This window comes from uncultured Maricaulis sp. (genome assembly GCF_905480005.1).
Taxonomy (GTDB): Bacteria; Pseudomonadota; Alphaproteobacteria; order Caulobacterales; family Maricaulaceae; genus Maricaulis.
In genome coordinates, this window is record NZ_CAJQOO010000030.1 from 1 (window position 1) to 14,041 (window position 14,041).

General features: G+C 62.1%; 14 protein-coding genes and 1 pseudogene. 9 read left to right on the top strand and 6 right to left on the bottom strand.

The genetic code is table 11. From position 1 onward, the window contains the following. Positions 1-76 precede the first annotated feature (76 nt). Positions 77-451 (top strand): hypothetical protein, encoded by a 375-nt coding sequence (locus tag QZ266_RS03980; RefSeq protein ID WP_295691837.1) that lies wholly within the window; start codon positions 77-79, stop codon positions 449-451. A 286-nt stretch (positions 452-737) separates the two neighbouring features. Here the strand turns inward: QZ266_RS03980 and QZ266_RS03985 are convergent, their stop codons facing one another. From QZ266_RS03985 to QZ266_RS04000, 4 genes are all read right to left on the bottom strand, one after another. Further along, the gene (locus tag QZ266_RS03985) at positions 738-932 is read right to left on the bottom strand and encodes a hypothetical protein (RefSeq protein ID WP_295691839.1); all 195 of its coding nucleotides are present in this window, start codon (positions 930-932) and stop codon (positions 738-740) included. A 294-nt stretch (positions 933-1,226) separates the two neighbouring features. Beyond that, positions 1,227-1,787 (bottom strand): DUF1629 domain-containing protein, encoded by a 561-nt coding sequence (locus QZ266_RS03990; RefSeq protein ID WP_295691840.1) that lies wholly within the window; start codon positions 1,785-1,787, stop codon positions 1,227-1,229. Between the two features lie 498 nt (positions 1,788-2,285). Beyond that, positions 2,286-3,293: a hypothetical protein gene (locus QZ266_RS03995; protein ID WP_295691842.1), complete on the bottom strand. Its 1,008-nt coding sequence runs from the start codon at positions 3,291-3,293 to the stop codon at positions 2,286-2,288. Beyond that, entirely contained in the window at positions 3,290-4,408 is a 1,119-nt protein-coding gene (locus QZ266_RS04000; RefSeq protein ID WP_295691844.1) for a beta-ketoacyl-ACP synthase III, read from the bottom strand. The genes QZ266_RS03995 and QZ266_RS04000 overlap by 4 nt, the downstream gene beginning before the upstream one ends. Positions 4,409-4,650: 242 nt before the next feature. Between QZ266_RS04000 and QZ266_RS04005 the strand changes: the two genes are divergently transcribed. After that, entirely contained in the window at positions 4,651-5,859 is a 1,209-nt protein-coding gene (locus QZ266_RS04005; protein ID WP_295691845.1) for an ammonium transporter, read from the top strand. A gap of 456 nt (positions 5,860-6,315) precedes the next feature. Next, a complete protein-coding gene (locus tag QZ266_RS04010; protein WP_295691847.1) occupies positions 6,316-7,755 on the top strand; it encodes a serine hydrolase in 1,440 nt (479 codons plus the stop codon). Between the two features lie 17 nt (positions 7,756-7,772). On the opposite strand, the gene QZ266_RS04015 is transcribed toward QZ266_RS04010, so the two are convergent. Then, positions 7,773-8,888: a beta-ketoacyl-ACP synthase III gene (locus tag QZ266_RS04015; protein ID WP_295691848.1), complete on the bottom strand. Its 1,116-nt coding sequence runs from the start codon at positions 8,886-8,888 to the stop codon at positions 7,773-7,775. A gap of 161 nt (positions 8,889-9,049) precedes the next feature. Between QZ266_RS04015 and QZ266_RS04020 the strand changes: the two genes are divergently transcribed. From QZ266_RS04020 to fghA, 5 genes and pseudogenes are all read left to right on the top strand, one after another. Next, positions 9,050-10,156 carry an S-(hydroxymethyl)glutathione dehydrogenase/class III alcohol dehydrogenase gene (locus QZ266_RS04020; RefSeq protein WP_295691849.1) on the top strand — a complete coding sequence of 369 codons (1,107 nt, stop codon included), beginning with the start codon at positions 9,050-9,052 and terminating at the stop codon, positions 10,154-10,156. Positions 10,157-10,165: 9 nt separating this feature from the next. After that, on the top strand, positions 10,166-10,537 hold the full coding sequence (locus QZ266_RS04025; protein WP_295691850.1) for a hypothetical protein: 372 nt from the start codon (positions 10,166-10,168) through the stop codon (positions 10,535-10,537). A 549-nt stretch (positions 10,538-11,086) separates the two neighbouring features. Next, positions 11,087-11,320, top strand: a complete 234-nt coding sequence (locus QZ266_RS04030; protein WP_041636770.1) for a hypothetical protein — start codon at positions 11,087-11,089, stop codon at positions 11,318-11,320. Next, positions 11,317-11,745, top strand: coding sequence for a type II toxin-antitoxin system VapC family toxin (locus QZ266_RS04035; RefSeq protein WP_295691852.1), 429 nt, complete (start codon positions 11,317-11,319; stop codon positions 11,743-11,745). Before QZ266_RS04030 ends, QZ266_RS04035 begins: the two co-directional genes overlap by 4 nt. Beyond that, positions 11,742-12,587, top strand: a pseudogene (fghA, locus tag QZ266_RS04040) (S-formylglutathione hydrolase). Before QZ266_RS04035 ends, fghA begins: the two are co-directional and overlap by 4 nt. A 4-nt stretch (positions 12,588-12,591) precedes the next feature. On the opposite strand, the gene QZ266_RS04045 reads toward fghA, so the two are convergent. Continuing rightward, positions 12,592-12,834: a hypothetical protein gene (locus QZ266_RS04045; RefSeq protein ID WP_041636771.1), complete on the bottom strand. Its 243-nt coding sequence runs from the start codon at positions 12,832-12,834 to the stop codon at positions 12,592-12,594. A gap of 180 nt (positions 12,835-13,014) precedes the next feature. Between QZ266_RS04045 and QZ266_RS04050 the strand changes: the two genes are divergently transcribed. After that, entirely contained in the window at positions 13,015-13,629 is a 615-nt protein-coding gene (locus QZ266_RS04050; RefSeq protein ID WP_295691854.1) for a hypothetical protein, read from the top strand. Positions 13,630-14,041 lie beyond the last annotated feature (412 nt).

A 14,041-nucleotide genomic window follows, 5' to 3' on the forward strand; every position in this document is an offset into this window, starting at 1 on the left:
GATGCCGCAGCTTCCTGCATTGACGGCGGCGGCTTGATGGCGCGAAATGTCCTTATGAAATATAGGGAGAAATGACATGTCTCTGACGCGCGTGACGCTGCGGCTTGGCCGCAATCCGGGGGCCGGCTTCCCCGACGGCGATGATGCCCATGGGTATGTGATTGTGGCGCCGCTGGACCGGGACGGGATGCTCGATCTTGACCTCTGGCGGGCCAACCGGGCCGCCTGCACGGTCGACCGGTTTTCGCCGGATCCGGCCGAGAAGGCGGATGGCTGGCTTTCCCATCGCGGCAGCCACTGGTTCTTTCACTATGACGAGGAAGACGAGGGACCGGATGAGCCGGTCTATCGCCTGGGTGATCACACGATGCGCGTCGGCGACTATCTCACCATCCACGAGGCCGATGGCGACGACCTGACCTACAAGGTGACCGAGGCGGTGGCGGTTTAGGCGGAGTCAGTCCGGCGGCAGCAGTGCCATCGGCGCCTGGTTGATGAACAGGCGCTGGCAGCCCTTTGCGCGCTCTTGCAGGCGACCGATGCGTGGCGGGTCTTGCCGTTCCTGTCGAAGAGGGGCCGTCCAGAATAACTGGAGAATAACTGGGACGAGAATAACTGGAGAATAACTGGGACAGACACAGTTTCTGGTAATTTAATTGTGTCTGTCCCAGTTTCCCACAGGTCATATCGTTAGGCTACATGGTCGCACGCATGGAAGTTCCATTCCGACCGGACGATCACATATCTTTGTTGTGCTCATCCATAACGCCGCGGAGCTTGCTAGCGAGCGCTGAAATTTCATCAGCAGAATAACCTATCTTCAATTTGAACTGGCTAAATGGCTCAGCGCGCGACGCATGCGAAAGTGTGGCCACGATCATCCGAACCTCATCCCAAGTCAGATCCAACGCCTTTGTCTCGGAATCGCGCATCGATAAACACCTCAGTCATAGGGTTGCTGCCTTCTCGGCAGGGAATTTCTCACATAGTCTTCATACGCACGCGAACTCGGCGGCCGAAACGCTGTGGACTCACCGGTGCTCCCGTTACGCACGACAACTGTTCCCGTTGCGTCATGGGTATAAGCGACCCGACCATCCGAGTAGTAATGCGTTGACGACGGGTTCAGAATATAAATGGGACAGACACGTTTTCAGGTAATTCAATTGTGTCTGTCCCGGTTGTTCCATACACCTTCAAGCGAGGCTAATTTTCGCCCCTCGTCGCTAAGGTTTCAGGCCCTCAAATGCGTTTATCTCCTCGCCTAGCAAGATCGATCGAAACACCGACTTACTGGGGTCAGCTAATGCCACCCCACTAAGCTGATGCTCGATCAAGGTATTTCCGAACGTTACGGTCGCAAATATCTCGCTGTCTACATCCGGAACTTTAAACAGCGGCGGCATATCGGTAGGATCAAAGTCGTTGAAAATGTAACGCTCGCCACCTGCTGATAGATTAGATCTGGAAGCGTCTAAAGCATCTATTTTTGACGCCACATTTAGCAACCAAAATTTTCCCCCCTTTACTCTCGGAAGTTCGAGAAACTCGGCCTCAATTCGGTCCATACTCTCGATAATGGATTTTGCTTTATCGGAAACCGCGGGCGCGCCGAGACAGAATCCCATAAAGTCGGGAGTGGGGGCGGCGTCATTGAACACCCGCAACTTGGGGCGCCTCCATTTCTTCGACATCGGAGCCCCGTTGAACATGTCTATGTAGTCAGCCAGCGGATCAGGCTGAACGTAGAGGTATCGGTCGAGATCGAGCTGCAATTGCCAAATCATGTTGCTCTCCAGCGAGTGGACTATCGGAGGTAGTAGCGCTTCTGAAAAACCGGGGACACGTACTGTTTCTCACGTGTGCCTCTCATCCCCGCGCACCGCGCAAACTCCCCCATAAACCGCTTGCCGAGACGTCGCCGTATCCGCTTCTTCAGGTCAAGGGCCCGCCGGGCCGCTTTGCGGTTTCACCCTTGAGCTGAAGAAGCGGATACGGCCTGCTGGCTGACAAGCGGCTTATGGATGGTCCTGCGCGCGGCGCCGGGGCACGGGTTGGTCTGATGGGTGTAGTGACGTTGCCAAGGTTGGCGAATTCATTATCCCTGACCCGATTATTGAGCGGGGGTGTTTCGAGGCGCTTTCCCTCTCCCTTGGGAGAGGGGCAGGGTGAGGGGGAAGTCCCGGTGAACGCAGGCGGAATCCCCCTCATCCGGCCTCCGGCCACCTTCTCCCAGGGGAGAAGGAAAGTCGCGCTCGACGGCAAAAAAAAGGGAGCCGCGCGGCTTATTCCTCGGCCACGATCGCAAGGGTCGAGAGGTCCGGGCTGAGCGCCAGGCGGGTGACGCCGGTCAGCCAGTCAATCGCCGCCACCGGCTCCCAGCGGCCACGAGTGCGCCAGAAGAGCTGGCCACCATCGACAGCCAGGAAGGTCACGCGATCGTCCGGCATGACGGCGACGGCAAAGTCCTGGCTCGTGCCAGGCAGGGCGAACATCTCCCGCAGCTCGCCCGTGCGCGTATTCAGCGCGTGCAAGGTGTGGACGCCGTCCTCACCGGCCAGCGTCACGTAAATGGCGGGCCCGCGCCCCGCGCGGAAAAAGCTGCGACCGGGATTGTCGGCGATGTGGGTGACAGTCTCGGGCGTGGTGGTGCGATCGATCAGCTGCAGCGTCATTGGCTCGCCGAGATTGAAGACCGCAACCGCGTTCATGTCGCCGGAGAAACCGTAATAGCCGACCGGGGCCAGCGCTTCGGCCGGCTCGCGCCCGGTATTGTCGGGATTCGCCAGATAGGCATTGCCGGCATAACCACCCGGCGGCTGGTAGATATAGCTGAGGCGTCCGTCCGGTGCGATGCGGGGCGAGTACTCGCTCTCGCCGGGTGTCCGGGTCACGGGCGTCGTCTCGCCGCTGGCCAGATCGAGCCGCCAGACATCGGTTTCCCCGGTCTCATCGCCGGCTGTGTAGAGAAGGCCGCCATCATTGGTGAAGAATGGCTGGTTGTCGTAGCCGGCGCGGGTGACACCGCCAAGGCTGGCGCCAAGGACAGGGCCGTCGCCGGACCAGTCCAGGGCGAATAAATGGATGTCGGTGCCCGGCAGGCCTGCGGTGTCTTCTTCAGCGGTTTCTGCTTCGCCGGAGTCCTGTTCGCCGGAGTCCTGTTCGCCAGGGATTTCAACCTCTGACGTGGCTTCGGGCATAACGGCCGTCTCGTCCGGCGCGGTCTCGTCGACCGGGGCCGGATTGCAGGCGGCGAGCGCGGCGACGGTTATCAGGGAGAGCCAGGCTTTCATGCGCGTTTCCTCACGGCAGCAGCACCGACACCATAGCCGGCTCCGAAGGCGCACATCACGCCTGTTTCCCCGACGGCCATATCGTCGGAATGCATGTCGAAATTCATCACCACCGAGGACGAGGATGTATTGCCATACTCGTGCAGGATGGACGGTGCGTTCTCATTGGTGCGGTCGCGCTCGAGAATGCGCTTCGCGATCATGTCGACCATGCGGATATTGGCCTGGTGGAGCCAGGTCCGACGCACATCGTTCGGCGTCAGGTCGATCTGCTGCATCATCCGGCGGGCAACTTTCGGCGCGAAGCCGACGACGTCCTTGAAGACCTTGTGTCCGTCCTGGTCGAGATGCGGGGCGAAGGCCGGATCGACCGATTGCTCGGCGATATTGATAAAGCCGTAATCCGAGCGCAGGGCCGAGGACCATTTGTTCTCGGTATGGGTTCCCAGCACATCCCAGCCGCCCGGCCGCCCGTCATCAGCCTCGACGATCATCGCGGCCGAGGCATCGCCGAAGATGAAATGGACCTCGCGGCGGGAATGGACATTGATACAGGTCATCAGTTCCGGCGAGCAGATCAGGATGCGCTTCGCCTGGCCGGACCGGATCAGGCCATTGGCCAGGTTCAGCCCGTAAAGCGCGGCCGCGCAGGCCATCGTCATGTCAAAGGCAAAGCCGCTGGCGCCAATGGCCTCCTGAATCTCGCAGGAGACGGCCGGAAAATTGCGCTGCTGGGCGGAGGAGGCGACGATCACACCGTCTATGTCGCTGCCATCATACCCGGCCTTGTCGAGGGCGATCTGCACGGATTTGAGCGCAAACTCGGCCTGCACCGAAACCGCCTCGACCGGGCGCGGCGGGATTCGCGGCACCATGGAATCGATGTCGAGAATGCCTGTTTTCTCGTAGACATGCCGGCGTTCAATGCCCGAGGCATTGCGGATGAATTCGCTGGAGGACAAGGGCACGGCCTCGGCCTCGCCGGCGGCGATGGCGTCCGCATGCCGGGAATTGAAGCGAGTCGCATAGGCATTATAGCTGGCGACGAGTTCGTCATTGGTGATGACGTTGGGCGGGACCCAGTATCCCGTTGATCGGATGAGGCTGTTTTGCACTGTCCCGGACTCTGTGATTGTCCCTGATCGACCCACCGTAAACGATGAGCGCTGCCGATCAATCCACGCTGTCATTGCACGGATGATGCGCGCCCGCCTCGAAAACGGGCAGGCGTGCACAATTTCGAGGCGCGCTGTGGTCAATCCGGAAAAATCGCCGCCGCAACATCGACTCCTGCCGATTCCGCGGCCTAGCTCGTCGGCGATCGCAAGAAAACCAAGGCCCGTTCACGGAGAGCCCCATGGATAGTGGTAATAACGCCTGGATCCTGACGTCGACCGCCCTCGTCCTGCTGATGACGCTGCCGGGGTTGGCGCTCTTCTATAGCGGCATGGTCCGGCGCAAGAATGTGCTCTCGACCCTCATGCAGAGCCTGGGCGCTGCGGCGGTCGTGACGGTTCTCTGGGCCTTGATTGCCTATTCCCTGGCTTTCTCCGATGGCGGCCCGGTCAACGCCTTTGTTGGCGGGCTTGGCCGATTGGGCCTGTCCGGCATCATGCCGGACACGATGTCCGGTGACCTGCCGGAAAATCTTTTCCTGATGTTCCAGCTCACCTTTGCCATCATCACCGTGGCGATCATCGCCGGTGCGGCGGTCGAGCGGATCCGCTTCTCGGCCTTCATGGTGTTCGGCGCAGCCTGGCTCATCCTGGTTTACGCGCCCATCTGTCACTGGGTGTGGGGTGGTGGCTTTCTCGGCGAGGCGGGCGTGCTCGATTTCGCGGGCGGCGCCGTCGTCCACATCAATGCCGGTGTTGCCGGCCTGGTGCTCGCCAAGTTTCTCGGGCCTCGCAAAGGCTATCCTGGCTCCAACATGGCGCCGGACAATCTTGTCCTCACCGTCACCGGTGCCGGCTTCCTCTGGGTCGGCTGGTTCGGCTTCAATGGCGGCTCCGCCCTGGCCGCTGACGGCGCGGCCGCCCATGCCTTCGTGACCACCCAGCTGGCCGCTGCCAGCGCGGTTCTGGTCTGGATCGGCCTGGAGTGGATCCTGCGCGGCAAGGCCAGCGTCCTGGGCGCGGCTTCCGGCGCCATTGCCGGCCTGGTCGCCATTACTCCCGCGGCCGGCTTCGTGCCAGCCTGGTCGGCCTTCATCATCGGCGCCGGCGGGGCTTTTGGCGCCTATTGGGGCGTCACCGCGCTGAAGAAGGTTCTCAAGATTGACGACACGCTCGATGCGTTCGGCCTGCATGGCGTGGGCGGGCTTGTCGGGGCCATCCTGACCGGCGTCTTCGCCAGCGAAGCCATTGGCGGGGCCAGTGGCGCGATCGAAGGCAATCTCCTGCAGGTCTGGACCCAGACCTGGGGTGCATTGGCTGCAGCGCTTTACTGTGGCGTGATGACAATTGTCATATTATTCGGGCAATCAAAGCTCATGAGCTTGCGCGTGGACGAGGAAGGCGAGATTTCCGGCCTCGACACCACCCTGCACGGCGAATCCGTCGGCTAGGCGCCGACACATCATTTCGTCCTGGCCTGTCCTCCCCGGCCTGTGGCGTATACTTGGCCCGGCCCGTCGCCCCTGTTCGCAGGGGTTGGCGGGCCGGGCTTCTTTTTGGCTGAAGTTTCAAATTTGTATGGCTCGTATTTGCCTGTGTATAAAGGCTATAAGCCCGCCATGATGACGACGAAACCGATCCAGATGACCGCATCCAGCACATTGGATGCAAATTCGAATAAATCCGTATGATGCATGGTATCCCTCCTTGTGTTCCAGGGGAGGGTGGCGCTCGGCGATGACAAAAACTGTCATCGCGCCAGATATCACCCTGCCGGGTCTGCCAGACCCGTTTGGCGACGCTCGGATGCTGACAGCTTGGCCATCATCCTCGGCGCCTGACAGGTCCGGCTTGTGCCAGCGCCGCGCTCTGGCGATACTCTGCCTAGTCGGGACGGGGGACATCGAATGTGGCGCTATCTTGTGGTTCAGGGCCTGGCGGTCCTGGGTCTGATCTTTTTGACCGCACCCGCCCTCCCGCAGGCCGAGCCGAACCCTTCGGATGTCGAGGCCTTCCTCGATGACGCCATGCCGGCCGCTTCGGCGCCGGGCCTGGCCTGGGCGATTATCGAGGCGGGAGAGGTCCGCTCCGGCGTTCGGGGTGAGTTGGTCGCGGGTAGTGGCCGGCGCGTCACCGAAGACACGCCTTTCCCGCTCGGATCCATCTCGAAGAGCTTCACGGCGCTCGCCATCATGCAGCAGGTCGAGGCGGGGCAGGTCGAGCTGGATCGCCCGATATCTGCCTATCTGGACGCGTTCGAGGGGCAGCCGGGCGCGGCGATCACGATCCGCCAATTGCTGAGCCATACCAGCGGATACTCCACCCTGCAGGGAAACCAGTCCCACGCCGATCAGCCCGGACAAGTCGGAAGCCTGGCCGACGGTGCCCGGCAGCTGGCCATGATAACGCCGGCCGGGGAGGCGGGTGTCTACTGGCAGTATTCCAACGCCAATTACCTCATTCTCGGGGCGCTGATCGAGACGGTCAGCGGTCTCGGGTTTGGTGATTATATCGAGACCCGGATCCTGGACCCGCTGGGTATGGATGACAGCTTTGTCGGGGGCAGTGATCGCGGGGTCGGCGAAGCCGTCGCGATCGGCCATACGCCGTGGTTTGGCGGGCGCCGGCCGGTTGCGGCGTCCGATGACCCGATGGCCCGCGCCATGGCGCCTGCCGGGGGTATTGTGGGCAGTGCCGTCGATGTGACCCGGTATCTGGCGATGATGATGAATGGCGAGGACGACCTGATCTCCGCCGACCACAAGGCCATGATGTTACAGCCCGCCAGTGCGGCGTCACCCTTTTACGGGTTCGGCTGGTTTCTCGATGCCGGGGCCGATACGGCCTACCATACCGGACTGGTGCCGGGGGTCGCGACCGTCGCTGTCCTGTCGCGCTCGGAGCAGCGGGGCGGGGTCGCCCTGGTGAATGCCAATAGCGGTATGGGATTCGGTGTGACCGGAGACATCCTTGCGGGCCTCAGCGCGTATGCGCTCGGCAATACCCCGGCAAGCGGCGGCAGCCATCTGGGCGCGCAGAGTTTCTATCTCATGCTGGCGGGAACGCCCATTCTGTTCCTGGCCGGGATCGTCATGGTCTGGATACGCCGCGACGGGCTGCGGGCAAAATCAGGGCCGGTCGGCCTGTTCAGCCTCTGGTTCCCGCTTGTCTCGACCCTCGCCATGGCATGGGCGTTTCTGGATCTGACGCCCCGACTCTTCGGCACCCCGCTCATGACGCTCAGCCTCTACCAGCCGGACATGGTGGTCCTGTTGATCGCCAGTTCGGTGATCGGCGTCAGCTTTGCGGTCTTCAGACTGGGCGTGGCCTATACGGGCCGGTCATAGGCCTGCCGCCGGCCGGCCTACAGTTTCTCGACGAATACCGTTCCGGCCGAATAACCCGCGCCGAAAGAGCAGATCAGGCCCTTCTCGCCGGCCTCGAACCCGTCATGGTGACGATGGAAGGCGACCAGGGAGCCGGCGCCGGCGGTATTGGCAAACTCGTCGAGAATGACCGGGGCCTCGTCCACCGTGAACTCACGGCCATAGACCTTCTTCGCCACCATCATGTTCATGTTGATATTGGCCTGGTGCAGCCAGAGGCGCTTCATGTCAGCGGGCGCGAGTCCGAAATTCTCCATGTCGGAGAGGATCATGTCGGCGACCATCGGGCAGACCTCCTTGAAGACCTTGCGGCCCTCCTGGACGAAATACCGGTCCTCGAATTCCGGCTCCGGCTCTTCCGACGCATTCAGGAAGCCGAAATTGGAGCGGATATTGTTGGAGAATTTGGTCATCAGATTGCGCCCGATGATCTTCCAGCCTTCGCCGCCGGCGACGTCCTCATGCTCGATCAGCATGGCCACGGCCACATCACCGAAGATGAAATGACTGTCGCGATCCCGGAAATTGAGCTGCGGCGTGGTGATTTCGGGCGTCACCACCAGAACCGACTTGGCCATGCCGGTCTCGATCATGTTGACCGCATTGATGATGCCGAACGTGCCTGAAGAACAGGCGACCGTCATGTCATAGCCGAAGCCTTCAATGCCCAGCGCATCCTGGATCTCGATCGCCATCGAGGGGTAGGTGCGCTGCATGGAGGTGGCCGAGCAGATCACGGCGTCGACATCGGCAGCCTCGCGTCCGGCCGCCTCAAGCGCGTCCTTTGCCGCGGCGACGCCGGCTTCCGCCATTAGTGACAGCGCCTCATTGGGTCGCGGCTCGGCGCGCGGGCGCATGCGGGTGATGTCCAGCACGCCGGCCTTGTCGATCGAATAGCGCGACTTGATGCCCGAGGCTTTCTCGATGAAGCCGGAGGAGGAGGGGTTCTTCGCCTCGACGGCGCCGCGCTCGATGGCGTCGGCATGCTCGGCATTGAAGTGCTCAACATAGGCGTTGTAGCAGGCGACGAGTTCGTCGTTGGAAATTGACTCGTCTGGGGTCCAAAGACCGGTCGACCGGATCACCGCGCTCATAAACTTCACTCCGAAACGGGTATGTCAGGGCGCGCAACTTAATGGCTGGTCAAAGTCCCGTCACCTGCATAGCTGCGTATGCCCGTCACACGAGGCTTTGACGCCGGGGCGGAGCAATGCGAGACCTTGTTTTCAAGACATTGGTTCGGGGAGATTGATCCATGAAGACACGCGCCGCCGTCGCCTTTGAAGCGGGCAAGCCGCTGGAGATTGTCGAGGTTGACCTGGAAGGCCCCAAGGCCGGTGAAGTCCTGGTCGAGATCAAGGCGACCGGCATTTGTCACACCGATGAATTCACCCGATCGGGCGCCGACCCGGAAGGCGCTTTCCCCGCCATTCTCGGCCATGAGGGCGCCGGCATTGTCCGCGAGGTCGGGCCGGGCGTGACCGATCTCAAGGTCGGCGACCATGTCATCCCGCTCTACACGGCGGAGTGCCGGACCTGCGAATACTGCCTCAATCCCAAGACCAATCTGTGCCAGCGCGTGCGGGCGACCCAGGGCCAGGGCGTGATGCCGGACGGCACCTCGCGCTTTTCCTACAAGGGCGAGAAAATCCTGCACTATATGGGCTGTTCGACCTTTTCGAACTTCACCGTCCTGCCGGAGGTCTCCCTCGCCAAGGTCCGCCAGGACGCCCCTTTCGACAAGATCTGCTATATCGGCTGCGGCGTCACGACCGGCATTGGCGCGGTCATGTTCACCGCCAAGGTCGAGCCCAATTCCACCGCCGTGGTTTTCGGCCTGGGCGGGATCGGCCTCAATGTCATCCAGGGCCTCAAGCTGATCGGCGCACGCCAGATTGTCGGCGTCGACATGAACCCGGCCAAGCAGGACATCGCCCGCCAGTTCGGGATGACCGATTTCGTCAATCCGAGGGACCATAAGGACCTGGTCGGCCATCTCGTCGAGCTGACTGGCGGCGGGGCGGATTATTCCTTCGAATGCATCGGCAATGTCGAGGTCATGCGGGCCGCCCTGGAATGCTGCCACAAGGGCTGGGGCGAGAGCATTATCATCGGTGTCGCGCCCGCCGGCGCGGAAATCCAGACCCGCCCCTTCCAGCTGGTCACCGGCCGCGTCTGGCGCGGCTCCGCCTTCGGCGGCGCCAGGGGCCGCACCGACGTCCCCAAGATCGTCGACATGTACATGGAAGGCCGCATCGATATCGACAGCCTGATCACCCACAAGCTCAAGCTGGACGACATCAATAAGGGGTTTGATTTGATGCATGCCGGGGAAAGTATCCGGGCTGTGGTGGAGTATTAGGGGGGTCCCATGAGCTACGATCTGATGGTGTTTGATCCGGCATGTGCGCCGAAGGACAAGAGCGCGTTTGAAGCGTGGGTCGATGCGGAAATGTCAGGCCCTGACGCGGCGCTGGACGCGTCAAAATGCACAGAAGCCCTGACGGCGTGGTTTGAGGCGTTTTGCGAATTCTTCCCGCCGCTGAACGGGCCAAATGCCGTATCTGATGATCGTATCGACGATCCGGAAGTCACTGACTTCACCTTGATGCCGGGTGCAATTTACGCGTCTTTTCGGTATTCTGTTGCTGAGGCCGCCGTGACAAAACTGGCAATTCTCGCTGAACGGCACGGGCTCGGCATTTACGACCCGCAAGGCGGCGACTGTATCTTTCCTGATTGATCTCAATAGATGCAGGTGTCGCTCCGGGCGCCCCCGGACCACACCCCACCCTAAACCGCTTGCCGGGAGTTCGCCGTCTCCGCTTGTTCAGGTCAAGGGCGCCACAGGCGCCGCTTCGCGGTTTCACCCTTGACCTGAACAAGCGGAGACGGCCCGCTGGCTGACAAGCGATTTATGGACAGCTCTGCGCGCCGGGTGGCGCAAAGGTACAGAAAGCCAAGCGTGGGGCAGCACCCACACCCTTGTCATCCCCGCTGAATGTCCGGCGAAGGCCGGACGCAAGGCGGGGACCTAATTCTTTGCAATCACATGGGTCCCTGACTTTCACCCGGCCTTCGCCGGGCGTCCATCAGGGATGACAACGGTTTGGAATACCCGCAGACAGCCCGCTGGCTGACAAGCGATTTATGGTTTTCTGCGCGCCCGTGGCGCGACAGGCTGAGCGCGGTCACCGCGGGATGTTGGAGTGTTGGGAGCGATGAGGTTGCAAACTCCACCCATTCCCTGCCTCGCCACCCCATGATATCATCATGCTATCAGGAGGCGCCGATGGGCCAGGTGATCATTCGCAATCTCGACGACGCGGTTGTTACGAGTCTGAAGCGGTTGGCAGCCAAGGATGGCAAATCGCTGGAACAATTCCTGCGTGACGTGCTCGCGGACGCGTCCCGCCGCGACCGGGAAGGTTTCTTCGAGTTCGCCAAGGGCATGCGCGAAAGGGGGACACCGTCTGATCTCGATCCGACCGACCTCATTCGCAAGGACAGGGATGAGGGGCATTGAGGCCCGTCATTGTCGACGCCTCGGTCGCCGTTAAACTCTTCCTGCCGGTTCCCGGGTATGAAAAGGCGATCGCCGCAGCCCACATGTTTGAGCTGCAGGCGCCGCGCCTCATTTTCGCTGAAACGGGCAATGCGCTCTGGCAATATGTCCGCCACAAGCAGACCACGGTCGAAGATGCCTCGACGGCCTTGCTCAAGCTCGCCGGTCTTGTGGCGCAGCTCGACGAAACGGGCCTGGCGGCGTTGGCCGTGGAAATGGCCTGCGAACTGGACCACCCGGTCTATGACTGTACCTATCTCGCCCTCGCCAATCGGAATCATCGCCCGATACTGTCTGCCGACAAACGCATGCTGTCTCTCGCCCGCGACCGTCTTGGCCTTGAAACCATTCCGCTCGACAGCATAAACCCGGAGCCATCCTCGTGACCCTGACCTCCATCTCAAGCTGGGCCTCTTTCGGCGGCACCTTGTCCGTCCATGATCATGACAGCGCCGCCTGCCACGGGTCGATGCGCTTTGCGGTCTATATCCCGCCCCAGGCCAGGACCGGTCCTGTTCCGGTGGTCTGGTTTCTCTCCGGTCTGACCTGCAACTGGTCGAATGTGATGGAGAAGTCCGGCCTGCAGCGTGTGGCCAGCGAGTTGGGCCTGATGGTGGTGGCGCCGGACACCTCACCGCGCGGTGACGCTGTCGCTGATGATGCGGGCTATGATCTGGGGCAGGGCGCGGGCTTTTATCTCGACGCGACCGAAGCGCCCTGGGTGCCGCATTTTTCAATGGAAACCTATGTCACCCAGGAGCTTCCAGCCCTGGTCGCTGCCCATTTCCCCGCCGACATGACGCGTCAGGGCATTATGGGTCATTCCATGGGCGGACATGGTGCGCTGACGCTCAATTTCCGCCATCCGGGCCGCTATGCCTCGGTCTCGGCCTTCGCGCCGATCGTCGCGCCATCGCAAGTGCCATGGGGACAGAAGGCGCTGCACGCCTATCTCGGTGATCAAGGCCCGGCCTGGGGCGAGCATGATGCCTGCCATCTGGTCAGGCGCTAGCCGACCGAGCAGATGATCCTGATCGACCAGGGCGAGGCCGATCAATTCCTCGAGGAACAGCTCCGCCCGGAGCTGTTCGAGGCGGCCTGCCGGGAGGCTGGGCAGCCGGTCACCGTCCGCCGCCATCCCGGCTATGACCATTCCTACTGGTTCATCGCCAGCTTCATCGAGGATCATCTGCGCCATCACGCCAGGGCGCTGGCGGCCGGCGACTGAGGCGTCAGAACGGATCGCGACGGTAATCATCCGGGTTTTCGACGCGGTGGCGCGGGCGCATTTCCTCGTCGCCATCGCCGTCATCGCAAATCCATTCACCGGGCGCGGCAGGGTCGTGCGGACCGGCCGGACGGCACTCGCCGGCTCCCATCTCCGCAGCGGACGGCAAATTGGGATCTCGCCCCTTCTCCAACCAGGCACAGCCGGACAGCAATGAGGCAGACAGGACAAACAGAACAAGGCGCATGACAACGCTCCAATGCGGGCTCCCCAGCCGGCGCATGGGTTGAGTTTAGCGGGTGGGAGGGCATGGGCAAGTCTGTCGCGGGAGCGGCGAAGGAAAACCTGTTCCCTCCCATTCCCGTCGAAACTTCCCCTGCGAGCCGATCCGGCGCATCATCCCGAATGTTGCAAGGCTGGGGGATTGATGATGATGCGGACATTCCTGACGGCGGGACTGATGGCTCTGATATCAGCCTCTGCCCAGGCGCAGCTGCAGCCCCATTATTGCCCGGACCCGGGCGATGTCTGGGTTGTGGAAACCGAATTCCCGGACGCGCCGGGCTGGCGTCATGCGGCGCGGGTACGCGGCAATAATCTGGATGGCTCCGACAGGATGCGGCGTCCGATCCCGTCCGGACGGATCACCGCGCGTCCCGCCACCAGCCCGCGCGGCCAATCCTCGACGCCGACCGCAAACCGGCCGCTTGTTGCGCCCATGCTGACGCATGACCGTGCGGTCAGCATTCGCGAGAGCACCGATCCGAACAGCCGGGACCTGCCGCCGGTCATAGCCGTGCTCGACTGGGTCCGCGTGGAAACGCGCTCGTCCAGCCTGGTCTGCCGCTATAGCCTGGATGATGGTGCGAGTTATGGCCGTCATGCCACGGTGAGTATCCCGATCAATCGCCGTGACTGCCTGCCGCTGCACAACAACACCGCCTGGAGCTATGACAGCAATGCCGGCGGTGAAGTCTGCAATGAGGCGCGGACAAGCTGCCAGTTCTACTGCTCGGCCGAGCGCGTGCTCGAGAGCTGGTAGGGGCGGAGGCTCCTTTTTTAGGCGTCATCCCACGGTGACCGCAAAGCGGTCGTCCGGGGGATGACGGGAAAAGCAGACAGACAGGCGCCAACGCGCGCGCTGCGGTCCTTAAACCCCATGACAGCCAGCGGGCCGTATCCGGTTCTTGAGGTCAAGGGCGGCGCAGCCGCCGCTTCGCGGGTTTCCCCTTGAGCTCAAGAACCGGATACGGCTAACTCCCGGCAAGGAATTTAGGGTGGTGTGTGCGCCCTTGGCGCGTGATCCGGTAAGAGTGGGATGTGATTTCAGGCACGCCTCACCACCGTCATCCCCCGGTGGCCGCGCGGCGGACATCCGGGGGACCTCGGCAATGATGTCGACCGGGTGGGCGAGGTCCCCCGGATCACGGCCTTGCCGTGACCGTGGGATGACG

Excerpts from the sequence above, each read along its gene's own strand:
- QZ266_RS03980 (WP_295691837.1), top strand. The coding sequence starts at position 77 with ATGTCTCTGACGCGCGTGACGCTGCGGCTTGGCCGCAATCCGGGGGCC.
- QZ266_RS04015 (WP_295691848.1), bottom strand. The coding sequence starts at position 8,888 with ATGAGCGCGGTGATCCGGTCGACCGGTCTTTGGACCCCAGACGAGTCA.
- QZ266_RS04010 (WP_295691847.1), top strand. The coding sequence starts at position 6,316 with ATGTGGCGCTATCTTGTGGTTCAGGGCCTGGCGGTCCTGGGTCTGATC.
- QZ266_RS04025 (WP_295691850.1), top strand. The coding sequence starts at position 10,166 with ATGAGCTACGATCTGATGGTGTTTGATCCGGCATGTGCGCCGAAGGAC.
- QZ266_RS04045 (WP_041636771.1), bottom strand. The coding sequence starts at position 12,834 with ATGCGCCTTGTTCTGTTTGTCCTGTCTGCCTCATTGCTGTCCGGCTGT.
- QZ266_RS03990 (WP_295691840.1), bottom strand. The coding sequence starts at position 1,787 with ATGATTTGGCAATTGCAGCTCGATCTCGACCGATACCTCTACGTTCAG.
- QZ266_RS03995 (WP_295691842.1), bottom strand. The coding sequence starts at position 3,293 with ATGAAAGCCTGGCTCTCCCTGATAACCGTCGCCGCGCTCGCCGCCTGC.
- QZ266_RS04005 (WP_295691845.1), top strand. The coding sequence starts at position 4,651 with ATGGATAGTGGTAATAACGCCTGGATCCTGACGTCGACCGCCCTCGTC.
- QZ266_RS03985 (WP_295691839.1), bottom strand. The coding sequence starts at position 932 with ATGCGCGATTCCGAGACAAAGGCGTTGGATCTGACTTGGGATGAGGTT.
- QZ266_RS04030 (WP_041636770.1), top strand. The coding sequence starts at position 11,087 with ATGGGCCAGGTGATCATTCGCAATCTCGACGACGCGGTTGTTACGAGT.
- QZ266_RS04020 (WP_295691849.1), top strand. The coding sequence starts at position 9,050 with ATGAAGACACGCGCCGCCGTCGCCTTTGAAGCGGGCAAGCCGCTGGAG.
- QZ266_RS04050 (WP_295691854.1), top strand. The coding sequence starts at position 13,015 with ATGATGATGCGGACATTCCTGACGGCGGGACTGATGGCTCTGATATCA.